Source organism: Streptomyces sp. LE64, assembly GCF_052606915.1.
Map to the genome: position 1 here is coordinate 1,865,837 of NZ_CP199708.1, position 24,025 is coordinate 1,889,861.

General features: G+C 72.6%; 21 protein-coding genes and 1 pseudogene. 12 read left to right on the forward strand and 10 right to left on the reverse strand.

Features of this window, described 5'->3' with window-relative positions; translation table 11 throughout:
• Nucleotides 1-379 precede the first annotated feature (379 nt).
• Nucleotides 380-1,618, forward strand: coding sequence for an APC family permease (locus ACSMX9_RS08235; protein WP_445401200.1), 1,239 nt, complete (start codon nucleotides 380-382; stop codon nucleotides 1,616-1,618).
• A gap of 33 nt (nucleotides 1,619-1,651) precedes the next feature.
• On the opposite strand, the gene ACSMX9_RS08240 is transcribed toward ACSMX9_RS08235, so the two are convergent.
• The 3 genes from ACSMX9_RS08240 to ACSMX9_RS08250 all read right to left on the reverse strand — a co-directional run bounded on the left by ACSMX9_RS08240 (nucleotide 1,652) and on the right by ACSMX9_RS08250 (nucleotide 3,420).
• On the reverse strand, nucleotides 1,652-1,861 hold the full coding sequence (locus ACSMX9_RS08240; RefSeq protein WP_445401202.1) for a hypothetical protein: 210 nt from the start codon (nucleotides 1,859-1,861) through the stop codon (nucleotides 1,652-1,654).
• 283 nt (nucleotides 1,862-2,144) lie between these two features.
• Nucleotides 2,145-2,444, reverse strand: a complete 300-nt coding sequence (locus tag ACSMX9_RS08245) for a hypothetical protein (RefSeq protein WP_445401203.1) — start codon at nucleotides 2,442-2,444, stop codon at nucleotides 2,145-2,147.
• Between the two features lie 166 nt (nucleotides 2,445-2,610).
• Nucleotides 2,611-3,420, reverse strand: coding sequence for a hypothetical protein (locus tag ACSMX9_RS08250; RefSeq protein WP_445401205.1), 810 nt, complete (start codon nucleotides 3,418-3,420; stop codon nucleotides 2,611-2,613).
• Between the two features lie 698 nt (nucleotides 3,421-4,118).
• Here ACSMX9_RS08250 and ACSMX9_RS08255 point away from each other — a divergent pair.
• The 3 genes from ACSMX9_RS08255 (at nucleotide 4,119) to ACSMX9_RS08265 (ending at nucleotide 5,507) form a co-directional block, all read left to right on the forward strand.
• Nucleotides 4,119-4,961: a helix-turn-helix domain-containing protein gene (locus ACSMX9_RS08255; protein WP_445401207.1), complete on the forward strand. Its 843-nt coding sequence runs from the start codon at nucleotides 4,119-4,121 to the stop codon at nucleotides 4,959-4,961.
• Entirely contained in the window at nucleotides 4,958-5,173 is a 216-nt protein-coding gene (locus tag ACSMX9_RS08260) for a DUF397 domain-containing protein (protein ID WP_445401209.1), read from the forward strand. Before ACSMX9_RS08255 ends, ACSMX9_RS08260 begins: the two co-directional genes overlap by 4 nt.
• Before the next feature lie 118 nt (nucleotides 5,174-5,291).
• Entirely contained in the window at nucleotides 5,292-5,507 is a 216-nt protein-coding gene (locus tag ACSMX9_RS08265) for a DUF397 domain-containing protein (protein WP_445401211.1), read from the forward strand.
• Between the two features lie 554 nt (nucleotides 5,508-6,061).
• Here ACSMX9_RS08265 and ACSMX9_RS08270 read toward each other — a convergent pair.
• Together ACSMX9_RS08270 and speB are read right to left on the reverse strand one after the other, a co-directional pair.
• Nucleotides 6,062-7,783 carry a thiamine pyrophosphate-binding protein gene (locus ACSMX9_RS08270; protein ID WP_445401213.1) on the reverse strand — a complete coding sequence of 574 codons (1,722 nt, stop codon included), beginning with the start codon at nucleotides 7,781-7,783 and terminating at the stop codon, nucleotides 6,062-6,064.
• 135 nt (nucleotides 7,784-7,918) lie between these two features.
• On the reverse strand, nucleotides 7,919-8,956 hold the full coding sequence (speB, locus tag ACSMX9_RS08275; protein WP_445401214.1) for an agmatinase: 1,038 nt from the start codon (nucleotides 8,954-8,956) through the stop codon (nucleotides 7,919-7,921).
• A gap of 402 nt (nucleotides 8,957-9,358) precedes the next feature.
• Between speB and ACSMX9_RS08280 the strand changes: the two genes are divergently transcribed.
• From ACSMX9_RS08280 to ACSMX9_RS08295, 4 genes are all read left to right on the forward strand, one after another.
• Complete coding sequence (locus tag ACSMX9_RS08280; protein WP_445401216.1) at nucleotides 9,359-9,847, forward strand: MarR family winged helix-turn-helix transcriptional regulator; 489 nt, start codon at nucleotides 9,359-9,361, stop codon at nucleotides 9,845-9,847.
• Nucleotides 9,844-11,172, forward strand: coding sequence for an MFS transporter (locus tag ACSMX9_RS08285; RefSeq protein ID WP_445401218.1), 1,329 nt, complete (start codon nucleotides 9,844-9,846; stop codon nucleotides 11,170-11,172). Before ACSMX9_RS08280 ends, ACSMX9_RS08285 begins: the two co-directional genes overlap by 4 nt.
• An 88-nt stretch (nucleotides 11,173-11,260) precedes the next feature.
• Entirely contained in the window at nucleotides 11,261-12,454 is a 1,194-nt protein-coding gene (locus tag ACSMX9_RS08290) for a cytochrome P450 family protein (RefSeq protein WP_445401220.1), read from the forward strand.
• Nucleotides 12,455-12,559: 105 nt separating this feature from the next.
• Nucleotides 12,560-13,534 (forward strand): cation diffusion facilitator family transporter, encoded by a 975-nt coding sequence (locus ACSMX9_RS08295; RefSeq protein ID WP_445401222.1) that lies wholly within the window; start codon nucleotides 12,560-12,562, stop codon nucleotides 13,532-13,534.
• Between the two features lie 17 nt (nucleotides 13,535-13,551).
• Here the strand turns inward: ACSMX9_RS08295 and ACSMX9_RS08300 are convergent, their stop codons facing one another.
• Nucleotides 13,552-14,349, reverse strand: coding sequence for a phosphatase (locus ACSMX9_RS08300; protein WP_445401224.1), 798 nt, complete (start codon nucleotides 14,347-14,349; stop codon nucleotides 13,552-13,554).
• 338 nt (nucleotides 14,350-14,687) lie between these two features.
• Here ACSMX9_RS08300 and ACSMX9_RS08305 point away from each other — a divergent pair, with 338 nt between their 5' ends.
• Nucleotides 14,688-14,897, forward strand: coding sequence for a hypothetical protein (locus tag ACSMX9_RS08305; protein WP_445401226.1), 210 nt, complete (start codon nucleotides 14,688-14,690; stop codon nucleotides 14,895-14,897).
• 48 nt (nucleotides 14,898-14,945) lie between these two features.
• On the opposite strand, the gene ACSMX9_RS08310 is transcribed toward ACSMX9_RS08305, so the two are convergent.
• On the reverse strand, nucleotides 14,946-15,815 hold the full coding sequence (locus ACSMX9_RS08310) for an acyl-CoA thioesterase (protein ID WP_445401228.1): 870 nt from the start codon (nucleotides 15,813-15,815) through the stop codon (nucleotides 14,946-14,948).
• A 230-nt stretch (nucleotides 15,816-16,045) separates the two neighbouring features.
• Here ACSMX9_RS08310 and ACSMX9_RS08315 point away from each other — a divergent pair, with 230 nt between their 5' ends.
• Nucleotides 16,046-16,354, forward strand: a complete 309-nt coding sequence (locus tag ACSMX9_RS08315; protein ID WP_445401230.1) for a DUF7677 family protein — start codon at nucleotides 16,046-16,048, stop codon at nucleotides 16,352-16,354.
• A 210-nt stretch (nucleotides 16,355-16,564) separates the two neighbouring features.
• Here ACSMX9_RS08315 and ACSMX9_RS08320 read toward each other — a convergent pair whose 3' ends face one another.
• The 3 genes and pseudogenes from ACSMX9_RS08320 to ACSMX9_RS08330 form a co-directional block, all read right to left on the reverse strand.
• Nucleotides 16,565-17,242, reverse strand: a complete 678-nt coding sequence (locus ACSMX9_RS08320) for a hypothetical protein (RefSeq protein ID WP_445401232.1) — start codon at nucleotides 17,240-17,242, stop codon at nucleotides 16,565-16,567.
• A 725-nt stretch (nucleotides 17,243-17,967) separates the two neighbouring features.
• Nucleotides 17,968-19,034, reverse strand: a pseudogene (locus tag ACSMX9_RS08325) (IS630 family transposase).
• A 623-nt stretch (nucleotides 19,035-19,657) separates the two neighbouring features.
• Nucleotides 19,658-20,263 carry an SACE_7040 family transcriptional regulator gene (locus tag ACSMX9_RS08330; protein ID WP_445401234.1) on the reverse strand — a complete coding sequence of 202 codons (606 nt, stop codon included), beginning with the start codon at nucleotides 20,261-20,263 and terminating at the stop codon, nucleotides 19,658-19,660.
• Nucleotides 20,264-20,361: 98 nt separating this feature from the next.
• Here ACSMX9_RS08330 and ACSMX9_RS08335 point away from each other — a divergent pair, with 98 nt between their 5' ends.
• Entirely contained in the window at nucleotides 20,362-21,984 is a 1,623-nt protein-coding gene (locus ACSMX9_RS08335) for a carboxyl transferase domain-containing protein (protein ID WP_445401236.1), read from the forward strand.
• Nucleotides 21,985-21,991: 7 nt separating this feature from the next.
• On the forward strand, nucleotides 21,992-24,025 hold the full coding sequence (locus tag ACSMX9_RS08340; protein WP_445401238.1) for an acetyl/propionyl/methylcrotonyl-CoA carboxylase subunit alpha: 2,034 nt from the start codon (nucleotides 21,992-21,994) through the stop codon (nucleotides 24,023-24,025).

Sequence of the window (24,025 nt, forward strand, 5' to 3'; positions counted from 1 at the left end):
CCCCTTCATCTGCACAGATGTGAAGATCACGAGCAGGGGTGCCCGGCCAGAGCGACGGGCCCGCCGCCCCCAGGAGGGAGCGCCGGGCCCCGCAAAACCGTCGAGGGCACCCCGCCCGTTCGCCGACGCACACCGTCCTCGGCCCTCACCGAACACCCCCACTTGGTTTCCGTCATGAGTTCCACGGGGCCCGTCCGGCGAAGGCGTACTCCATGCGTACGCCTCCCATGGCTAAACGCGCCCTCGGTCGCTGGCCGGCAGCGATGCTCTCGCCCCCCGTCCGGACGTCTTGCTCCGCTACCGTGCGCCGAGGTCGACGACGGGTGCCGGGAAGGGGCGAGGGATGAACACGGTGGGAGCGCCGACGGGTGAAGGCTCCATGAAGCGTCGCCTGGGGCTGTTCGACGCGGTGGTGATCGGCCTGGGTTCCATGATCGGGGCTGGGATCTTCGCCGCGCTCGGCCCGGCAGCCGGGGCCGCCGGTTCCGGGCTCTTGCTCGCCCTGGCCCTGGCCGCGGTCGTGGCCTACTGCAACGCGACGTCTTCGGCGCGGCTGGCCGCCCTCTATCCCCGGTCCGGTGGCACCTATGTGTACGGCCGGGAGCGTCTGGGCGACTTCTGGGGCTACCTGGCCGGCTGGGCGTTCGTCGTCGGCAAGACCGCCTCCTGCGCGGCGATGGCGCTGACGGTCGGCTCGTACGTATGGCCGGGCCAAGCGCACGCGGTAGCGGTGGCCGCCGTGGTGGCGCTGACCGCGGTCAACTACGCCGGGGTGCAGAAGTCCGCACTCCTCACCCGCGTCATCGTCGCGGTCGTCCTGGCCGTGCTCGCCGCGGTGGTGGTCACCGCCCTGACCTCGGCTGACACGGGCGTCGCCCGGTGGGACACGGGCTCGGACGCCACCGTCGGCGGCGTGCTCCAGGCGGCGGGCCTGCTGTTCTTCGCTTTCGCCGGATACGCCCGCATCGCCACGCTCGGCGAGGAGGTCCGCGACCCGGCGCGCACCATCCCCCGCGCCATCCCGATCGCGCTCGGCATCACCCTCGTCGTCTACGTCCTCGTCGCGATCGCCGTCGTGAGGGTGCTGGGCCCGGATGTGTTGGCGGACGCCACCGCACCGTTGTCGGACGTCGCCCGGACCGCGGGCGCCGACTGGCTGGTGCCGATCGTCCGCGCGGGTGCCGCCGTCGCCGCGCTCGGTTCGCTGCTCGCGCTGATCCTCGGGGTCTCCCGCACCACCCTGGCCATGGCCCGGGACCGGCACCTGCCGCACGCGCTGGCCGCTGTCCACCCCCGGTTCGGTGTCCCGCACCGAGCCGAACTGCTCGTCGGTGCGGTGGTCGCCGTGCTCGCCGCGACCACCGATGTCCGTGGCGCGATCGGCTTCTCCTCCTTCGGGGTGCTGGCCTACTACGCGGTCGCCAACGCCTCCGCCTGGACCCTCACCCCGGCAGAACGCCGGCCGAACCGGCTCGTCCCCCTCCTCGGCATGGCCGGCTGCGCGGCCCTCGCCTTCGCCCTTCCCCTGGCCACCGTCGTCTCCGGCACCGCCGTCCTCGCCCTCGGGGCCGCCGTCTACGGCCTTCGCAGGGGTGTGACCAGCGGCTCCGACCGCTGACGCTTCGTGAAGTTCCGACTGTTCGCCGCGCTGTCACCGCCCGACGACGTGGCCGGCCCGTGGATGAGCTGACGGGCGGGGGCCGCGTACTTCCCCGCCGGAGCCCTCGACGCCCTCCCCGGTGCTCGGTCCGCCGGTGAGCCAGCGGACGAGTTGCTCGTCCTCACCCGCGAAGCGGGCTTCCGCGTTGCCCAAGTGCACTGGAGACAGGGCGGTGATCCCCGTCGGACAGTCGTACGTCACGCATCCCGCGGTCCTTGACGGCCGCTCCCCCGCGGGCCACCGGGTTCCGGACGGCGCGGGGCGGGAACGGTCCACGGCCCGTGGACTCCCGCCGCGTCGAGTTCGTCGGGGATGGGGGCGGGGGTCAGGGTGAGGGCGCAGTGGGGGCAGGCGTCTATGGTCCTGGCCCCCGAGCCGGACTGTCGGGGGACGCGGACGGGGAGGGGCGCGAGGGTCGGCCGGTGACAGGCACAGCAGGTGGCTTCGTGGTGGGCGGGTTCGGTGGCGGTGAGGGCTTCGGGAGTCATGCGGGGAGTCGGTCGGGGACGGGGTCCTCGGTGGCCCACTCGGCTTCCTGTTGGGCGATCCAGTCGCCGAGGTAGGGCGGGACGCGGTGGCCCCAGGGGGACGGGGCGGTGCGGGCGAGGACGTGGGGCGGGACGGGGAGGCGGGCGGTGCAGATGACGGTGGGCGGCAACGGGGCTCGGGGTGCGAGGTGGGCGGCGGTGTGACGGCCGGGGCGACGGCGGCGACGGCGACGGCGACGGGCCAACGGCAGGACGTCCAACACCCGTACGAGGGCACGGGAGATACGCTCACGCATACGTCGGGCAGCTCCTAGGCAAGCTGGTTCGGCGAGCCCGGTGGACCGTTGGCGCGGTCCACCGGGCGCTTTCGGTTTTCGGGAGGAGGCGGGGGTGGTGCCGCCCCCTGCCGGGCGGGGCTTCAGCGGGGCAGGGGGCGGGGACTCGGGTACCGCGGGCGGGCGGTCAGGGCGGGGGTGCGGGGCGCAGGGCGATGCCGAAGCGGGGGAGGGTGTTCATGGCTTCGGTCGCTTCGCTGACGGTGCGCCGGGCCGGGTCTCCCCGGCCGATGCGACGCAGGGCCTCGGCCTGCCAGCCTTCGGGGAGCGCGGCGAACCGTCGGGCAGCGTCCCTGCCCAGCCAGCCCTCCGGGCGGTCGGGCGACGGCGGGGCCTCGTGAACGGCTCGGCGTTGGGCGTCGGCCAGGGCGTCCCACACGCAGGAGGGTTCGACCCAGTCCGGGCGGCCCGGGCCCGCTGCGGGGTGCGGTGCGGAGTCGGTGGTGGCGGCGCTCCGGTCCGGCTCGGGGGTCGGGCGGGGAACGGTGTGGAGGGTGTGGAAGACCTCGGCGCGCCAGGTGGGGTGGAGGTCGTGGAGCCAGGCCAGCTGGTGGAGTGCGGCCTCGCGCTGTTCGCGACGCCCCTCGGCCTCGGGCCAACGGTGGACCCGGCGGGGCTCGCAGTGGGCGGCGAAGTACGCGCAGTCCCGGACCAGTTGGTTGACGGCCCGGCCCTCGTCGTCGGCGATCGGAGACAGGTCGAGGTGGAGGTGGTGGCTCACGGCCAGGGTCCAGTACAGCGCCGCCCGGTCGGTCGGGATGAGCTTGTCCCACGCCCCGGTGGCCTTCAGCTCTCCCCACACCAACGGGACGGCCACGCCGACCAGTTCCCGTTCCCGGGGGTGGGTGAGGGCACCGGGACGAGTACCCAAGGAGTCCAGGGTTGCGCGGAGTTGGTCGAGGCCCGGCCCGGGGCCGGTGGATGTGCGGTCGGTCATGGCTCCCTGCCGATGCGAGTGACGTGACACGAGTGACGGGTGGCGGGCTGTTGCGGCGCCTTGCCGGAACGTGCGGACACAGAAAGGCGGTTCACGTGCTGACACCGGGGAGCGAGTGTGGGTCGAGATCCGCGGGCGGGTCCCACTGGACCCGGTCGAAGAGCACGCGGTCATACCGACGATGTCCCGTCACCCGAAAGTGTTCCTCGGTCCACGCCAACACGTCCTCGGGACTCCGCTCGCCCGGCCGGCCCGGCGGGACGGCACCGCAGCGCGGTTCCGCCGAGACGCACTGGACGTGGGCCCACGCCTTCGCGTCCATCCGCTTCAGCGTCCACTCGACGTGACGGAAACGCCTGGTCATCCCCATGGCGCGCTCCGTCGACTCCAGGCGTTCAGCTCGGCGACCGCGGGTCGCAGTCGGTCCGAGGCGAGCGCCGGACGGACCTGGTCCGGGGGCACCTCCCACTCGACACCGCCGTGCGGTGGGCGGAGGTAGTACTGAGCCCCGATTCGGTCCATAACCACTCCGACAACACCCTTTCGAGTGTCGAACGCGAGGTCTCCCACGCCTAGTTCACCTTTGAACACAGGGCGCTTCCTCTCCGTAGCTGGTTCACTACCAAGAGCCCTCAGCGTGGACCACGGCAGGGATCAGTTCAACTTGGAACGACAGCAAATAAATTGGGCGGACGCGCATGGTGAACATCAAGGACCTGAACCCGGACGAGAGCCCTCAGGCGGCGTTGGGCGCACGCCTGCGCCAGAAGCGCCTGGATCTCGGCCTCAAGCAGAAGGAGCTGGCACGGAAGCTCGGCTACTCGCCGACCCAGCTGTCCCACACCGAAACTGGTCGGAAAATGGCTACTTTGCGGTTCGTGCAAAAGGTCGACAGTCATTTCGGCCTCACGGACACCAGCGAATCGTTCGAACGCCAGTGGCGTGAAATCAAGTTCGGTGCCCTGTTGGAGGGCTTCCCCGAGTACCTGGGCCTGGAGGAACGCGCCTCGGAGATCCGACTGTTCGAGGTGGGCGTGATCCCTGGGCAGCTCCAGACCAGGGGGTACGCGCAAGCCCTCGCCGACGCAGCTGTGGAACGCGGGGAGATCACCCCCGAAAAGGCCGCAGAACGCATCGAACACTTGATAAGGCGTCAGAATGCGCTGAATCGCACCACACCACCGCTGATCTGCGCAGTTCTGGACGAGAGTTGCATCCGACGCCCTGTCGGCGATGACCCCAAGATCATGCAGGATCAATTGGCGCACCTGATCAGATTCGCCCGACTGCCGCACACCTCGTTCCAGATTGCCCCGTACTCCATGGGTGCACGACGCCCGTTCGACCGTCTAGTCAGCCTACTGACCCTCCCCGACCGCTCCGTGGTCTCCTACGTCGAGTCCCAGGCCCAGGGACAGCTGGACCGGGAACTGTCCTCCGTGCTCCCTCGGGTGAGGAACTACCATTTGCTCCAGACCGAGTCAGCTTCTCAGGCGGAGTCCGTCGCCATGATCGAGCAGCTCAGAAAGGGCACTCTGTGAGCACCCCCTCTCCTACTCTCCGCTGGGTCAAGTCCTCCTACAGCAACAACGGCGGGTACTGCGTCGAATGGGCACCCATACACGCCGCTCTCCACGGCATCGTTCCGGTCCGCGACTCCAAGAACGCGAACGGCCCTGTTCTCGCCTTCCCCACCCAGGCGTTCTCTTCCTTCGTAACGGGCATCAAGACCGAAGGACTCGGTTCGGCCTGAGTACCACCAGACCAGACCGCAGCCCGAAACGACCCAACGGGCCTCACCGCGCCCTGCACGGTGAGGCCCGTACCCGTACCGCTCGCCAGCCCGAGCGCACCGACACGAAGGGGAACCCGTGGCCTCCGACCTCGCCACGTACCACTGGGTCAAGTCCTCCTACAGCAACAACGGCGGCTCCTGCGTCGAATGGGCACCCACGCACGTCAGCCTCCACCGCACCGTCCCCGTCCGCGATTCCAAGGACCCCGGCGGCCCCGTGCTCACCTTCCCGGTAGCCGCCTTCACCACATTTGTCGCGGCTCTGAAGGCCAGGCGTTCACACCCTTCCTGACCTCGAAGCAAGACCGTCTGTGTCACCCTGGCGCGGACGCAGCGAGGGTAGTTGATAGGCAGTGGGGATCGAGTGGGCGATATGCCGGAGTTTCAAGTTCTCAATGAAAAGCGCCTGTCGGTCGACTAACGTCGCAGGTCACGAAGGGTGGTCCCCGCACGCGCGGGGGTGGTCCCTTGCTCCGCCACACGGGCCCGCGGGGACCGTCGTGGTCCCCGCACGCGCGGGGGTGATCCTTCTGGATCAGCCGGAACATGGCGGTGGCCGAGGTGGTCCCCGCACGCGCAGGGGTGGCCCCGACGGCGGCAAATCCGGCGCCATGTGATTTGAGTGCTCCCCGCGATGCGCGCGGGGTTGACCCACTCGTCGGCTACGGTCGCGCCAACCACGCCGGATGTTCCCCGCGCTCAAGCACCAAGCGGGGGTGGCCCCTCGTACGGGACGCCGACCGCGTCGCCGCAGGCCGCGCCCGACCCGTGATCCCCACACCCCGCGGGGCTGAGCCTCGGGGCCAGGCACGAGGCCGAGCCCGCACCCGACGCCACCCACCCCACCTACAGCACCCCCAGCTCCCCCGCCCCCACCCGCAGCACCACCACCGAAGGTCCGGCGGCGCCCAGGGCCTCCCCCAGCACGGTGCCCAGGTTCTCCGGGCCGGCCGAAGCAGCCGTGACCCCGAACGAGGCGGCGAGGGCGACCAGGTCGGGCCCGGGGGCGTCCAAGGGGGCGGCGGCGACGGGGCCGGCATAGTTCTCGGCGAGCTGGTGGCGGAGGTAGCCGTGGCCGGAGTCGTCGACGATCAGCCAGGTGAGGTCCAGGCCGTACTGACGGGCGGTGGCCAGTTCGGCGAGGGAGTGGAGGGCGCCGGCGTCGCCGGAGACGGCGAGGACCGGGTACGAGGGGTCGGCCACGGCGGCGCCGATGGCGGCGGGCAGGGCGTAGCCCGGGGCGCCGGCGCCCTGCGCGGAGTGCAGGGTGTTGGGGCGGCGGGCGTCGAAGGCGGCCCAGGCCCAGCGGGTGAGGACGGTCAGGTCCCAGAAGGAGGGCGCGACGTCGGGCAGGGCACCGCGGAGGGCATCCAACAGGACTTCCTCCAGGGCCGGTTCCGAGGTGGGGGCGGAGTTCCCGGCACGGCTCCGGGCGACAGCGGCGAGGGCCTCGCGGACGCGGTCGGAAGCCTGGGCAGAAGCGGCGGCGGTGTCGTCCGGCCGGGGGCGGACCGTGTCCAGGAGGGCGTCGAGGGCGAGGCGGGCGTCGGCGTGGATGCCGAGGGCGGGGTGGTTGGACTCCAGCTTGCCGGGGTCGGCCTCGATCTGGACGATCCGGCCGCGGGGGTGGAACCCGCCTCCCCCGGTGGTGAGTTCACCGAGGCCGGAGCCGACGACCAGGAGGACGTCGGCGTCTTCGAGGAGGTCGAGGACGGGGCGGGCGGTGAGGTGGGACCGGAGGGAGAGGGGGTGGTGCCAGGGGAAGGCGCCGTGGCCGCCCACGGTGGTGACGACGGGGGCGGTCAGCTTCTCGGCGAGGGCGCGGAGTTTGCCGGTCGCGTCGGAGCGGATCACACCGCCGCCGGCGATGATCGCGGGGCGGTCGGCGGTGGACAGCCACTCGGCGGCGACGGCGGTGAGTTCGGGGCGGGGCACCACGTCCTCGGGCATGGCGTCCAGGCTGGTGACGACGGGGATGACGGTGGGCTCGGCGAGGACGTCGTGGGGGATCTCGACCAGGACCGGGCCGTGCGGCACGGTCAGCGCGGACTGCCAGGCGGCGGCGACGGCGGAGGGGATCTGCGAGGGGGTGCGGGCGGTGTGCACCGACTTCACCACCTCGCGGAACGACGCCTGCTGGTCGCGGAGTTCGTGGAGGTGGCCGTGGCGGGCGCCGCCGAGGCCGGCGGCGGGGACCTGGGAGACGACGGTGATCACGGGGGCGGAGGCCGCGGCGGCCTCCTGGAGCGCGGGCAGCGCGGCGAGGGCGGCGGGGCCGGTGGGCAGCAGCAGCGGGGCGGCCTCGCCGGTGCGGCGGCCGTAGGCGTCGGCGGCGAAGGCGGCGCCGGCGGCGGTGCGCAGGCCCACGTAGGGGAGGTGGCTGCGGCGCAGGGCGTCGTACAGGGCGAGGGTGTCGCGGCCGGGGACGCCGAAGACGGTGGTGGCGCCGAGGCAGTCGAGGGTTTCCAGGACGAGATCGGCGCCGCGGCGGCCGGCGGGCGGGTTGAGGGCGGCCTCGGTCTGGGCGGGCGTCGGCAGCAGTTCCGGCCCGTGGTGGTCGTGCGTCACGTTCTCGCCACGCTCCCTGTGGTCCGTCCCGCCCCGGGGCGTGGGGGCGGGGGTGGTTCGGTCATCGGTGCCGTGCGCCGGCGTGCGGGCCCGTGACGGGCCCGGTGTGCGCGCCGGCGCGCGGCACCCCTGGCGTCAGCTCGCGGTGTTCCCGGCGTCCGTGGTGCGGGAGGCCGCGATCTGTCGGGCCATGATCGTGGTCAGCTCGTAGGCGGTGTGGGAGGCGGCCACGGCGGTGATCTCGGCGTGGTCGTAGGCGGGGGCCACCTCGACCACGTCGGCGGAGACCAGGTTGCAGGAGGCGAGGCCGCGCAGGATCTCCAGGAGTTCGCGGGAGGTCATGCCGCCGGCCTCGGGAGTGCCGGTGCCGGGGGCGTGCGCCGGGTCCAGGCAGTCGATGTCGATGGAGATGTAGAGGGGGCGATCGCCGATGCGCTGGCGCAGTTGGTCGGCGACCTCGTCGGCGCCGCGCCGGTACACATCGGCGGAGGTGACGATGCCGAAGCCCATCTTCTCGTCGTCGGTGAGGTCCTGCTTGCCGTAGAGGGGGCCGCGGATGCCGACGTGGGAGAGGGCGGAGGTGTCGAGGATGCCTTCCTCGACGGCGCGGCGGAAGGGCGTGCCGTGGGTGTACTCGGCGCCGAAGTAGGTGTCCCAGGTGTCGAGGTGGGCGTCGAAGTGGAGCAGGGCGACGGGGCCGTGCTTCTTGGCGACGGAGCGCAGCAGCGGCAGGGCGATGGTGTGGTCGCCCCCGAGGGTCATCAGCCGGGCGCCGGTGGCGAGGAGGTCGTCCGCGGCGGCCTCGACGGTCTCCACGGCCTGGTGGATGTCGAAGGGGTTGGCGGCGATGTCGCCGGCGTCGGCGACCTGGGCAAGGGCGAAGGGGGAGGCGTCCTGCGCGGGGTTGTAGGGGCGCAGCAGCCGGGACGCCTCGCGGATCGCGTTGCCGCCGAAGCGGGCGCCGGGCCGGTAGGAGACGCCGGTGTCGAAGGGGACGCCGACGACGGCGACGTCGGCGGCGGGTACCTGGTCGATGCGGGGCAGCCGGGCGAAGGTGGCGGGGCCGGCGTAGCGGGGGATGCGGGAGGAGTCCACGGGTCCGACGGGGTGGGCGGTGCCGGTGGGCGGGGTGGTGGCGGGGGTGCCCTCGGCCGGGTTCTCGGTGGTGCTCATCGTCGGACTCCTCCTGGCGTGGTGCGGGGCGGTGGTCGCCGGGGCCGGGGGTGTCCCGGGCCCGGGCCGTCGCCTGGCGCTCGTGGCTTGCGGTGCGGTCCGGGGTCCCGGACCGCGGGGGTGCGGCCTCGGGGGTGCCCCCGGGGCCGCGGGGGTGCGGGCCGGGGATGCCGGGCCGCGGGGGTGCCGGGTCCGGGGCGGCGCCCGGGTCGACGGTTCAGTGTGGCGTACGCCGGCGCGTGTCGCGCCCGGGGGACCGGGTGGCCGGTGCCGGGGCAGGGGCGCACGCGCCCCCGGGGATGCCGGCACCCCCGGGCGGCCGTGCGGGAGTCGGCGCGCTTCCCGGCCGGTTCGCGCCTCCGCACCCCTCCCCAAATGTCACAGCACTGTTATATTAGCGCTGTGACATCTCCGGATCCCACGGTGCACCGTGACCCCTGGTACTCCCTGTACGCGCTCCTGTCGGCGATGGACGCCGAGATCGAGAAGGTCTACGTCGAGCACGGCATCCAGGGGGTGCGCCCCCGGTTCGCCTATCCGCTGATCCGGCTCGCCCACACCGGGCCGCTGACCATCCGGGAACTCGCCGAGTCCCTGGACCGTTCGCACTCGGCGATCAGCCAGACCGTCGCCGCCATGCGCAAGGAGGGGCTCGTCACCTCGGAGCCGGGGCCCGACGCGCGCACCCGGCGGATCGACCTGACCGAGCGGGGCCGGTCGATGGTGCCGTTCCTGGAGGCGGAGTGGCGGGCCACCCATGCGACGGTCGCCGAACTGGACCGGGAGGTGCCGTACGCGATGACCACCGTGGTCGAGGAGGTGCGGCGGGCGCTGGAGCGACGGCCGATGCGGGAGCGGATCCTCCACCACCTCGTCGAACCGACGCGATGAGGGGGCGGGTCCGCGGCCGGTTCCTCGACACCCGGCCGCTGCGCCACAGCCCCACCTACCGGGACCTGTGGATCGGCATATCGGTCGCCCAACTCGGCGTGCAGATAGCCAACGTGGCGGTGCTGACCCAGGTCTGGGAGCTGACCGGCAGCCCGGTGGGCACCGGCGCCATCGGCTTGGCCACCGGGGTGCCGATGGTGCTGTTCGGGCTGCTCGGCGGCACCCTCGCCGACGCCGTCGACCGCCGCGCGCTGGTGCGGGCCACCGCCGCGGGCCAACTGCTTTCTGCCGTGGGGCTGTTCGCCCAGGCCCTGGCCGGCAACCGGAACGTGGTGCTGCTGCTCGCCCTGGTCGCCGCGGGGGCGAGTTGCAACGCGCTCGGTGCGCCCGCCCGGCGTGCCTACCCGGTCCGGCTGCTGCCGAGCGACCAGATCGCCTCCGGCCTCGCCCTGGCCAGCATCTCCTTCCAGACGGCCATGCTGGCCGGGCCCGCCGTGGCCGGGCTGATCATCGCCCGTTGGGACCTGCCCGCCGCGTACGCCGTCCAGGCCGTGGCCACGACGGTCGCCATGCTCACAGTGCTCCGGCTGCCCTCCATGCGCCCCCAGGGCGTCGACCCGGCCGGCGGCAAGCGCCGGCCGCGGCGCGGGGGTTGGCGGATCGTGCTGCGCCGGCCGAAGCTCTGGGGCTCGATGGCAACCGATCTGTCGGCAACTTTGCTCGCCATGCCCGTCGCGCTCTTCCCACTGGTCAACGAGGCCCGCTTCGGGGGAAATCCGCAAACCCTCGGCCTGTTCCTCTCCGCCGTCGCGGTCGGCGGGATCACGGCCGGCCTGTTCTCCGGCACGGTGACCCGTTGGCGTCGCGCCGGCCTGGTGCAGTTGGTCGCCGCCGGCATCTGGGGCCTGGCACTGGCCGGTTTCGGACTCGCGGGGCCGCTGTGGCTGGCGCTGGGGTGCCTGGCCGTGGCGGGCGCTGCCGACACCGCGTCCGTCGTCACCCGGGGCGCCCTGGTCCAGTTGGAGACCCCGGACGCGTACCGGGGACGGGTCACCTCGGTGGAGCACGTCATCGGGGTGGCGGGTCCCGAGCTCGGCAACTTCCGCGGCGGCCTGCTGGCCTCGGCCACCTCCGTCCCGTTCGCCCTGGTCTTCGGCGGGCTGTCGGCAGCCGTGGCGGTCGCCGTGGTCGCCGCGACCAACGCCCCCCTCCGCGGCTACCGCACTCCGTCCCCCGCCGGGCGGACGGCCGCCGCCGGAAGCTTCGGCGCGACGGCCGAAGAACGGCGGGAACTCTCCGGTGACGGGAGGGGCGAGCGGGAATAGCATGCGCATGCGAACGGCGACCAATCATCATTTTTCATGATGTTCCCGTATCGAAGCGCACCGCTCCCGGAACCACCGGAGGGACCGCATGTCATCGCCCGTCACCCCGACCCTGTACGACCTGGCGCCCCCGGGCACCGACCCCGACCAGCAGCCGGAAGCCCTGTACCAGCGACTCCACGCGGAAGGCCCCGTCCACCGGGTGCGCATGCTCGACCTCGGGGACGTCTGGCTGGTGGTGGGCCGCGCGGAGGCCCGCGCCGCGCTCGCCGATCCGCTGCTCCGCAACGACCTGCGGCACTCCGCCGGCTGGTCGGACGACGGCAGTTACGGGCCGGGGCGCAACATGCTCCAGACCGATCCGCCCGAGCACACCCGGCTCCGCGCCCGGGTCACCCGGCACTTCACCCAGGCCCGGGTGACCGCGTTACGCCCCCGCATCCGGCAGATCACCGCGGAACTGGTCGACGCACTGCCCCGGTCGGGCACCGCCGACCTGGTCGACGCGTTCGCCGTCCCCCTCCCGATCACGGTGATCTGCGAACTGCTGGGGGTGCCCGAACAGGACCGTCCGACGATGCGCGCCTGGTCCCGCGACCTCATCACCCCCGACTCCGACGAGGTCGGCCGGGCCTCCTCCGCGGCGATGGCCGGATACTTCGGCGAACTGCTGGCCCGCAAGCGACGGCTCCCGGAGGACGACCTGCTGAGCCTGCTCGCCGCCCCGGACGACGAGGACCCCCTGTCGCCCGAGGAGTTGATCGGCATGTGCTTCCTGCTGGTGGTGGCCGGCCACGAGACCACCATGAACCTGATCTCCGGCGCCCTGTACACGCTGCTCTGCCAGCCGCCGCTGCTGGCCTCGGTGCGGGCCGACCCCTCGCTGCTGGGCGGGGTCGTCGAGGAGACGCTGCGCTTCCACTCCCCCGCCCGGGCCGCGGCCTTCCGGTACGCGGCCGGGGACACCCGGATCGGCGACACGGCCGTCGCCCGCGGCGAGGCCGTCGTCATCTCGCTCGGTGCCGCCGGGCAGGACCCGCGCGGGTGCCCGCACGCGGAACGCTTCGCCCTCGGCCGGGAACGTCCGAACCACCTCGGGTTCGGGCACGGCGTCCACCACTGTCCCGGGGCGCCGCTCGCCCGCGCCGAAGGGGTCATCGCCCTGACCGAACTGCTCGCCAGGCGGCCCGAGTTCCGGCTGGCCGTGCCGCCGGACGCGGTCCGCTGGCGCGCCTCCGTCCTGCTGCGCGGCATCGACGAGCTGCCCGTACGGTTCGGCTGACCTCGATGCGCCGGGCGGACGCGCCCGGCGCATCCGCGCACCACGCGACGGGGCCGGGTGCCACCACCGGCCCCCACCCCACCCACTCCGGCATACTGCGCATCCATGAAGGAAAGGGACGAAGGGTCGGAGGCTGCGACCGGCACCGGTGACGGCGGCGAGAGCGTTGCGACGGTGCTGGTGGCCGCCGCGGCCAACCTCGGGATCGCGGTGGCGAAGGCCGTCGCGGGGCTCACCAGCGGCTCCAGCGCGATGCTGTCCGAGGCCGCCCACTCGGTCGCCGACACCGTCACCGAACTCCTGCTGCTGACCGCCCTGAAGCGCGGCGAGAAACCCGCGGACGAGGACCACCCGGTGGGCCACGGCGCCGAACGCTACATCTGGGCGCTGCTCGCCGCCGTCGCCACCTTCGTCGGCGGGGCGGTGTTCGCCGTGTACGACGGGGTGCACACCCTCACCCACGGCGAGGAACCCGGCGACCCGCTGCTCTCCTACCTGGTGCTCGGCGTCGCCTTCCTGCTGGAGGGCTACTCGCTGCGGACCGGAGTGCGCCAGGCCCGCCGGGAGGCGCGCGGCTACGGCCTCCCGCTCCGCCGCTACCTGCGGCGCACCCCCGACACCGCGGTCAAGGCGGTCGTCCTGGAGGACACCGCGGCCCTGGTCGGGCTGTTGCTCGCGGCCGGCGGACTGCTCGGCGGGCAACTCACCGGCTCGGGGGCGTGGGACGGCACCGCCTCGCTCTGCATCGGCGCCCTGCTGCTCTGGGTGGCCTGGGAGTTGGGCCGCTCCAACGCCGAGCTGCTGATCGGCCGACCGCTGCCCGCCCCGGTGCGGCGGGAGATCCGGGCGCTGCTGCTGGCCGATCCGCACGTGGACGGGGTGCTGGAGCTGACCACCCGACTGCTGGGACCGCGCGAGGCGCTGGTGGCGGCCAAGGTCGACTTCCGGGACGTCTCCACCGCCGCCGAGGTCGAGCAGGCGTGCGAGCAGGCCGAGCGGCGGCTGCGCGGACGGTTCCCGGTGATCAGCCGGGTGTACCTGGACCCCACGCCCGGCCCCTCCCGCGACCGCAGGCCCTGAGCCGGCCGGGCCGCGGGTCAGCGGGCGGCGGTGAGCCCCGCAGCGGCCAACAGGTAGGCCACCATCGGGTCGTAGTAGCGGGGGCTGCGGACGTGGTCGTCCAGGGGCACCGCCACCTGGACGGTGCCCTCCGCCTCCGCGATGAACAACGCCGGGTCGTTGCAGTCGGCGTACCCGACCGAGTCGATGCCGCGCTGACCGGCCCGGCCCGCCCACCCGTGGTCGGCGACGACCAGGTCGGGCGGGGCCTGCCCCAGCTGTGCCAAGCCGTCGAGCACCGCGTTCAGCGGCTGGGGCGAGTGGGTGTGCCACAGCGAGGCGCCGCCCGCCTGCATCGCCACGTCCGCGAGCTGGAAGACGACGCCCTCGTCGGCGAGGAGCCCGTCCGGGATGACGACGACGTCGCAGCCCGCCGCGCGCAGCGCCTCGGCGGTGGCCCGGTGCACGTCCAACAGGGCGCCCGGGTGGCCGGTGGCGACCAGCACCCGCTCCCGCCCGGCGGCGGCCTTGCGCAACCGGGCGGCCATCCGGTCCAGGCCGTCGACGGTCAACTCCGGGTCGATGGTGTCCTGGCCCTGCCGGTGCTGCGGGTCGTCGTTCACCCCGCACCGTTCCGCCATCACGGCCAGCACGTCCTGCTCGTCGGTCCACCGGTCACCCAGCTCCAGGCCGAACCAGTAGTGGCGGTCCCCGTTGGCGAGCCTGCGGTAGTGGTCGAGGTTGTTCTCGCGGGGGGTGGCCACCTCGCCCGCGATGCGCGTACGGATCAGATGGTCGACGAGCTCGGCGCGGCTGGGTGTCCCGGGTATCGGCATACCGCCCATTGTGCCGCCGGGGTCCCCCGGCCGGGCGGAGATCCACCAGCCCGTGCGCCCACCACGGCCGCGGGAGCCGCGCGCCGCACCCCGGGTTGAGACCCGGCCCCCGCCTCCGCCCGTGTTTCCGGGCCGGGAGGCGGCCCGAACCTCACCGGGAGGTTCAGTGGAACGATGGAGGCAGGAAGCACGGCCCCGTGCGGCGGGGGTCCGCATGCCGGACGCCCGGCGTCGACGGGACCGGCGCCGACCCGGATCGTTCCGTCGGCGCCCGCACCGGGAACCCGCGGCAGGCCCCGCCACAGGCCACCACCGAGACCACCGGAAGAGGTACCGCCATGAGGTTCGTCCTCGACGTGCACGTCCCCGACGACGCCCCGGCCGAGGAGGCGGTGAAGGAACTGTCCCGGGCGCTGCGCTACTGGGCCGGCAACCTCCACCACTACCCGCTGACACCCGGCTCGGGCGAAGCGGTGTACGACTCCGGGTACCGGGAGATCGGCCGTTGGACCCTCACCGCCTCGCCCGACCCGGAGGCCGCGGGGTAGCGGTGCCGGTGTCCCCCGGGAGCCGGCGGGCACCGGGACGGCCGCGGACTACCGGGGCACCCGGACGACACCCTCCTGGATGACGGTGACCGCCAACCGTCCGTCCCGGGTGTAGATGCGGCCCTGCCCCAGCCCGCGCCCGCCGGAGGCGGAGGGCGACTCCTGGTCGTACAACAGCCACTCGTCGGCGCGGAACGGACGGTGGAACCACATCGCGTGGTCCAGCGAGGCGCCCACCACGTCCCCGACCGCCCAACCGCCCCGCCCGTGCGCCAACAGCACCGAGTCGAGCAGGGTCATGTCGGAGACGTAGGTGACCAGGCAGACGTGCAGCAGCGGATCGTCGACCAGCTTGCCGACTGCCCGGAACCACACCTGGGAGCGCGCCTCGCGCGGCCGGCCGGGCGAGGCGAACGGCGGCTCGTCGACGTACCGCAGGTCGATGGCGCGCCGGGCCTCGGCCAGCCGGTCGGGGACGCCCGGCAGCAGCACGTCGGCGTACCGGTCCAGGGTCTCGGCTGCGGTCGGCAGGGTCTCCGGATCGACGGAGGGGGGCACCGGCGCCTGGTGCTCCAGGCCCTCCTCGTGCACCTGGAACGAAGCCGAGAGGTGGAAGATGGGCTGTCCGTGTTGGACGGCGACCACCCGGCGGGTGGTGAAGGACCGGCCGTCGCGGATGCGGTCCACGGAGTAGACGATGGGCGCGCCCGGGTCGCCGGGGCGCAGGAAGTAGGCGTGCAGGGAGTGCGCCGGGCGGTCGGCGGGCGCCGTGCGCCCCGCCGCGACCAGGGCCTGCGCGGCCACCTGGCCGCCGAAGACCCGCGGCACCACGGAGGCGTGGGACCGTCCGCGGAAGATGTTCTCCTCGATCCGTTCCAGGTCCAGCAGGTCGAGGAGCGACTGGAGTGCTTCAGGCATGTTCCGACCCTCTCAGAGCCCAGCATCCTTCGCGACGACCGTCTCCACGACTTCGCCGGTGCCGCCGTGATCCGGGTGGCACGCGCGTCCGCCGTACGGGCGGGCCGGGGGGTGCTCGTCGCGCAGCAGGTGCTAAGCGCCCGCTCAGCCCCGTACGCTACCCGCCGGTCACATGACCGTCCAGGGCCGGACCCGGGTTCGACCGACACGGAACCCGGCATGATGGGCCGGTGGAACACCTCCCCGTCGACGTGCGCGCCTCGCTCCGGCTGTTCGCCTTCTACCTGGCGAACGGCACCGTCGACGTCGACCTCCTCGACGGCATCGACTACCGTCCGGCCCTCGTCCAGTTCGGCTCGCCCCTGGAGCAGGTCTTCGCGATCTACTGCAACGTGCTTCGGGTCGACGAGGAGGGCGAGGTGCTGAACGAGGCGGACGCCCAGTACCGCGCCGCACAGTGGATCCGCGCCCACTGCGACCCGAGCTACCGCGTCGAGCCGCCGTTCCAGCCCTGGGAGACCGAACTCCACGGCCCCTGAGCACGGCCGCCGACCACGACCCACGGGCTCCGGGCCGCCCCGAGCGATGTGGGTTCCTGACGACCGAAACGAAGGCGACGGAGAGCCGAGCCGTCCTCGCGCTCCTTGCCGGTAGCCCACCCGCCCGTCGCCGGCCCGTCCTGCCCAGGCGACGCACATCCCGCCACGGGCCAACAAGCCGACCTTGATCGGCACGAGTCGTTGACCCACTTACAGATCGGTGTAGTCGAAAACCCTCGTAGCGTGAGGGTCATCGGCACCTTCGTCCCTGCGCCACTCCTCTTCGTCGAAGGGCGACAGCATGGCCAGCAGCGCCGTCAGCGCACCGCCGGGACGAACGTCGGCGGCGATCACTCCAACGACACCCGAGCTGTCCAGATAGAGCCGGAGTCGTTCCGGAGCCCTGAACAGGTATCCGCGGAGGCGTACGCGGGAACGACCTTCACGTCTCGGGCGGGCGAGTGTCGACAACAGGGTCTCGGCCCAGTCGTCCTTCGTGAACGGTGCTTCGCCAACGGCTTCCGGGTCGACGCGGGCGAGAGGCATGCCCATGACCGTTCCGACCGTGCGAAGGGATCCCACCACGGCGAGTTGGGCTCGGAGCAGGGCGACGACGCTGTAGGTGGTACGCAGGTCTCCGTCCTCCGCACGGAGAGGGACCTCGTAGGCCACGGGGTGGCGGGAACCTCGACGGGGACCGACGACGACCCGGACCGCCTCCGCGCCGTCGGGTGCCGGGAGCACGCCCCGCACGTGCTGGTCGCCGACCAGGGGAGCCCAGACGTGACGCAAAAGGAGTTCGGCGATGGCGACCTGTAGCTCTCCGAGCTCCTCGACCTCGCCGGGGTCAGTATCCGCAGGAGATCTACCGCCGTTTCCCATACTCACTGATTAACCCATTCTGGACACTTGCGCACGCCCTTGCAGTACGCAGTGATCACGCCGATCTTCTCGCCTCTTGCGACTTTGAATCGACCGTCGTCCGTCGCTTGCGCATACCTAGCCTTGACTACGATCTGGATTCGACGCCCATCAGTTCGCCATGCCCAGCCAAAGTATTGAATGTTGGCACCGTCGACAACATCGACGTTGCCTGAGAGCGCGGCGTTGACGACCGCGCACTTCTTAATGTTATGACGCAGGGCAAAGTGATTCCATCCCAGTTCATTATTGCCGATCCGGGTAGGTATGACCCTCCCGTCAGGGTCCTTCTGCTTGCACTTGACAGTTGTATTGAGATGTGGCGGGGCAGCATGAGTTGATGCGGAGAATCCGCTCAGGAGCAGTATCGAAGCAGTGGCGAACAACTGCGGCAACCCTCACACGCGCCATCTTTCCCCCAGACATGAGATCCGCACCGGATGACCCTTTGCGCCAACCACCCAAACACACCAGCAGCGTTTCACCCAGGGGAATACGCGCCAAAAACTCACTCCATGCGGTCGAAAATCAAGAATCATGAGAAGTCCGGCGCGCCACCTTGACCAACCACCTCGTGTCGACCCTCGCTGCGATATGGCGGTCTTCCCGTTCTGATAGATCATTGAATCCTCGACGATCTACGGCAACGTGCTCCGATTGCTGAGGTTGAACTCGTGATGTCGTGCTGCTGATCAGGCGGGTCTGATGGTCAGACCGGTCTCGGCGAGGCACCCGTCTATGAGATGGCTGCGGTACTGGATGTGCCGTAGACCGCGTCGTATGCGCTGGACGAGGTGTTCGGGAGTGCTGAAGGCGACGTTGGAGAGCCAGCCGCGTCGCAGAAGGGACCAGATCCCTTCGACGGGGTTGAGGTCGGGTGCGTAGGGCGGCAGGTAGCGGATGGTCAGCCAGTCCTGGGCTGCCGCCCATTCCCGCAGGCCGGAGGCTTTGTGGACGTTGAGGTTGTCCCAGACGAGCACGACCGGGCCGCCGACCTGCTGATGCGCGGCGATCAGCAGGTCCCGGTAGTCGCGCCAGGAGAAGCTCTTGCGTCCGTCGCGCTGACCGTCATCCCGGCGCGGCCGGTAGATCAGCCGAGACCGTTGACCGGGTTTGTAGCAGGTCAGCGCAGCGATGGATATCCGTCTGCGGGAACGGCCGCGGACTCTCACCACCGGGGTCCTGCCGCGCTGGGACCAGGTCTTCGCCTGCGGCGGCGTCATGGAGAATCCGGCTTCGTCCTCGAAGACGATCCAGGCTCCACGGGCCGCCGCGAGCCTTCCGCGCAAGGCCACACCTCCCGGGCCCACCCGGCCACCGTCTCGTCGTCCCGCTCCACCGCGCGTCGGACTGGGACCTGGCAGGACCAGCCGTTGCGTACCAGCAGCTTCCGAACGCCTTGAACCGTGTAGGTCAGGTGGAAGCGCCGGCCGATCACCGTCTTGACCCGCGCCAACGTCCACCGCTGGTCCTCCCAGCCATGCGCGGCCGGTCCCTTGGCCAGCTCGGCCTCCAGCTACGTGAACTGCTCCTGGCTCAGCCTCGGAAGCGACGCCGGCCCTTGCGACTCCAGAGCCCGCGGACCGCCCTCGTTCCACGTCTGCCGCCACCGCTGCACCGACCGGACGCTGACCCGCAGGTCTTCGGCGATCGCCGCGCTTGCCTCACCCAGGGCGAACCGTTCCGCGGCCCGGAGTCCTAACCCCTCGCGGAACTGCTGCCATTCGGCAGTCAGCCCGCCCCCTTGTGGATACCGCATGTCCCCGGTGGTACCGCAGCTGATGGCCAGCCGTCAGCCCCTACGACACCACGAGTTCAACCTCAGTAGATGGGAAGGGAGAGGTGCTGAACGAGGCGGACGCCCCGTACCGGGCCGCACAGTGGATCCTCGCCCACTGCGACCGGAGCTACCGCGCCGAGCCGCTGTTCAGCCCTGGGAGAGCGAACTCCACGGCCTCCGAGCACGGCCGGACCTGGCCGCTCCGGCGAGCCCGACGACGAGGCGGACTGCGGATGGCTCGCCCACCTCACTGGCGTGCGCAGCGACCGCGGCCTACACACTGGGAATGAGCCCTTCCCGGTCACACCACTCAGCGAAACCACCCGGCTTGAAGGGCAGGCCGGACGCCGTGCTGAGCAGGTCGTCAGCGAGCGCGGAGACCAACGGCACCGTGAGGAGACCCGCCCGGATCGCGTCGCACAGCAGCCCGAGGGTCCGGCGCAAGTGACGCCCCGCCCTCGCACGGCCTCAACGGCCACCCGGTCGTCGACGACGGCCACGGGGGCAGGCAGCCGCACGCACCCGCCACTCGCCTCACCGTACGAACGGGTGCAGTCGCGGAGAGAAACCGCCCGCCCGGTCCGGACGGCATACGCGCCCCCCTACCGCCCGAGGACCCCCGCGCCCACTGCCGAGAAGGCGCCGCGGGCGAGGCGGTGCAGGAGTTCCGCGGCTTCGGCGCGGGTGGGGAGGGCGTCGGGGCGGCTGAGGTGGGGGGTGGAGTTGAGGAGGCCGAAGACGGCGTGGACGGCGGCGCGGGCCTCCGGCTCGGGGAGGTCGGCGTAGCGGGCCCGCAGGGCGTCCACCCACAGTTCGAGGTACTGGCGCTGGAGCTGGCGGACCAGCTTGCGGTCGCTGTCGCGCAGGCGGTCCAGCTCGCGGTCGTGGAGGACGATCAGGGGCCGGTCGTCGAGGGCGAAGTCGATGTGGCCCTCGATGAGGGAGTCCAGCAGGCCGGCGGGGTCGCCGACGGACTCCTCGACGCGCCGCCGGGCGCCGGTGAGCAGCTGGCCGCTGATGCCGACGAGGAGTTCGGCGAGCATCGCGTCCTTGCCGGCGAAGTGCCGGTACAGGCCGGGGCCGCTGATCCCGACGGCGGCCCCTATCTCGTCCACGCCCACCCCGTGGAACCCGCGCTCGGCGAAGAGGCGCGCGGCCTCCTTCAGGATCTGCTCGCGGCGGGTGGAGGCGTCGGTTCTGGTGGCCATGACGTCGATTCTAGACAGGCGGGTTAGCGCTCGTTAACCTGAAGGCGTCGACGTTAACGCTCATTAACCGAGTGGCACGGGCAAGGGGGCTCGACACCATGCAGGAGGCACCGGTACTGGCGACCGCGGCCGACCCCGCAGCGGAGGCGTTCCAGGCCAACGGGGCGGCCCACCACGCGCTGGGCGAGGAGCTGCGGAGCCGGCTGGCCCGCGCCCGGCTGGGCGGGGGCGAGCGGGCCAGGGCCCGGCACACCGCGCGCGGCAAGCTGCTGCCCCGGGACCGGGTGGACGCCCTGCTGGACCCGGGCTCCCCGTTCCTGGAGCTGGCGCCGCTGGCCGCGGAGGGCCTGTACGACGGGGCGGCCCCCGCGGCGGGCGTGGTCGCGGGCATCGGCCGGGTGTCGGGGCGGGAGTGCGTGATCGTCGCCAACGACGCCACGGTCAAGGGCGGCACCTACTACCCGATGACGGTGAAGAAGCACCTGCGCGCCCAGGAGGTGGCGCTGGAGAACCGGCTGCCGTGCCTGTACCTGGTGGACTCCGGGGGCGCGTTCCTGCCGATGCAGGACGAGGTGTTCCCGGACCGGGACCACTTCGGGCGGATCTTCTACCACCAGGCCCGGATGTCGGGCGCGGGCATCCCGCAGATCGCCGCGGTGCTCGGGTCCTGCACCGCGGGCGGGGCGTACGTGCCGGCGATGAGCGACGAGGCGGTGATCGTGCGCGGGCAGGGCACCATCTTCCTGGGCGGCCCGCCGCTGGTGAAGGCCGCGACCGGCGAGGAGGTCAGCGCCGAGGAGCTGGGCGGCGGGGAGGTGCACTCCCGGGTCTCCGGGGTGACCGACCACCTCGCCGAGGACGACGCGCACGCGCTGCGGATCGTCCGCACCATCGTGTCCACCCTGCCTCCCCGCACGGCGCGCCCGTGGGCCACGGCACCGGTCGAGGAGCCGAAGGCCGACCCGCAGGAGCTGTACGGGGTGGTGCCGGTCGACCCGCGCACCCCCTACGACGTGCGGGAGGTGATCGCCCGGCTGGTGGACGGTTCGCGGTTCGCGGAGTTCAAGGCGGAGTTCGGGCAGACCCTGGTGACGGGCTTCGCCCGGCTGCACGGGCACCCGGTGGGAATCGTCGCCAACAACGGCATCCTGTTCTCCGAGTCCGCCCAGAAGGGCGCCCACTTCATCGAGCTGTGCGACCAGCGCGGGATTCCGCTGCTGTTCCTCCAGAACGTCTCCGGCTTCATGGTGGGCCGCGCCTACGAGGCGGGCGGCATCGCCAAGCACGGCGCGAAGATGGTGACCGCGGTGGCCTGCACCCGGGTGCCCAAGCTGACGGTGGTCATCGGCGGTTCCTACGGGGCCGGCAACTACTCGATGTGCGGCCGGGCCTACGGGCCGCGGTTCCTGTGGATGTGGCCCGGCGCCAAGATCTCCGTGATGGGCGGCGAGCAGGCCGCCGCCGTCCTGGCCACGGTCAGGCGCGACCGGTCGGCGGCCCGCGGCGAACCGTGGACGGCCGAGGACGAGGAGGCGTTCAAGGCGCCGATCCGCGCCCAGTACGAGACGCAGGGCAACGCCTACTACGCCACCGCCCGGCTGTGGGACGACGGGATCATCGACCCCCTGGAGACCCGTCAGGTCCTCGGCCTGGCCCTGACCGCCTGCGCCAACGCCCCGCTGCCGCCCCGCGGCGACGGCTTCGGCGTCTTCCGGATGTGAGGCCCCGATGAGCGACGCACCACGCACCCCCACTCCCCCGCCCGGCGCCGGCGGGGCGCTGTTCGACACCGTGCTGGTGGCGAACCGGGGCGAGATCGCCGTCCGGGTGATCCGTACCCTGCGCGCCCTGGGCATCCGTTCGGTCGCGGTGCACAGCGACGCCGACGCCGACGCCCGCCACGTGCGGGAGGCCGACACCGCGGTCCGGCTCGGCCCGGCCCCGGCCGCGGAGAGCTACCTGTCGATCGAGCGGGTGCTCGACGCGGCCCGGCGCACCGGCGCCCAGGCGGTCCACCCGGGGTACGGGTTCCTCGCCGAGAACGCCGCGTTCGCCCGGGCCTGCGCCGAGGCGGGGCTGGTCTTCATCGGCCCGTCCGCGGAGGCGATCGCCCTGATGGGCGACAAGATCCGCGCCAAGGAGACGGTGGCCGCGGCCGGGGTGCCGGTGGTGCCGGGTTCCTCGGGTGCGGGATTGGACGACGCCGAACTGGTCGCCGCCGCCCGGGAGATCGGGATGCCGGTGCTGTTGAAGCCCTCGGCGGGCGGCGGCGGCAAGGGCATGCGGCGGGTGGTGGACCCGGCGGCGCTGCCGGAGGAGATCGCCGCCGCCCGGCGGGAGGCCCGGGCCTCCTTCGGGGACGACACCCTGTTGGTGGAGCGGTGGATCGACCGGCCGCGGCACATCGAGATCCAGGTGCTGGCCGACGCCCACGGCAACGTCGTCCACCTGGGGGAACGCGAGTGCTCCCTGCAACGGCGGCACCAGAAGCTGATCGAGGAGGCGCCCAGCGTGCTGCTGGACCCGGCGACCCGGGCGGCGATGGGCGAGGCGGCCGTGCGGGCGGCCCGGTCCTGCGGCTACCGGGGTGCGGGGACGGTGGAGTTCATCGTGCCGGGGGCCGACCCGGGCCGGTTCTCGTTCATGGAGATGAACACCCGGCTCCAGGTGGAGCACCCGGTGACGGAGCTGGTCACCACGGTCGGCGGGCGGCGCGGCATCGACCTGGTGGAGTGGCAGGTGCGGGTGGCCGCCGGTCAGCCGCTGCCGTTCGCACAGCAGGACGTCGGTCTGACGGGGCACGCGGTGGAGGCCCGGATCTGCGCGGAGACGGTGTCGGTGCGGGAGGGCGCCCGCGGGTTCCTGCCGTCCGGCGGCACGGTGCTGTTGCTGCGGGAGCCGGACGGCGAGGGGGTGCGCACCGACTCGGGGCTGAGCGAGGGCACCGAGGTCGGCAGCCGGTACGACCCGATGCTCTCCAAGGTGATCGCCTACGGGCCGGACCGGGCGGGCGCGCTGCGCCGACTGCGGGCGGCGCTCGCCGGGACGGTCACCCTGGGGGTGCCCACCAACGCCGGGTTCCTGCGGCGGCTGCTGGCCCATCCGGCGGTGGTGGCGGGCGAGTTGGACACCGGGTTGGTGGAGCGGGAGGTGGACGCCCTGGTGCCGGACGGGGTGCCGGAGGAGGTGTACGAGGCGGCGGCCGCGGTGCGGCGGGCGGCCCTGGCCCCGGCCGAGCGGGCGGACGGCTGGCGGGACCCGTTCGCGGAGCCCAGCGGGTGGCGGCTCGGCGGTGAGCCGCTGGTACCGGCCTTCGCGCTGCGGGTGCCCGGGTGCGAACCGGTGCTGCACCGGCCGCGCGGCACGGCCCGGGTCGAGGTCGACCGGGTCGACGTCACCCTGGACGGGGTGCGGCACTCCTTCGACCGGGCCGGCGAGTGGTTGGGCCGTGACGGGGACGCCTGGCAGGTGCGCGACCACGACCCGGTGGCGGCGGCGCTCACCGGGGCGGAGCGGGCGGGCGCCGACTCGCTGACCGCCCCGATGCCGGGCACGGTGACGGTGGTGAAGGTGGCGGTCGGGGACGTGGTGGAGGCGGGGCAGAGCCTGCTGGTGGTGGAGGCGATGAAGATGGAGCACGTGGTGTCCGCCCCGCACGCCGGCACCGTCACCGGGGTGGACGTGCGGCCGGGGAGCACCGTGGCGATGGACCAGGTCCTCGCCGTGGTGGAGCCCGCGGCCCCGCCCGGGGAGGCGTCGTGA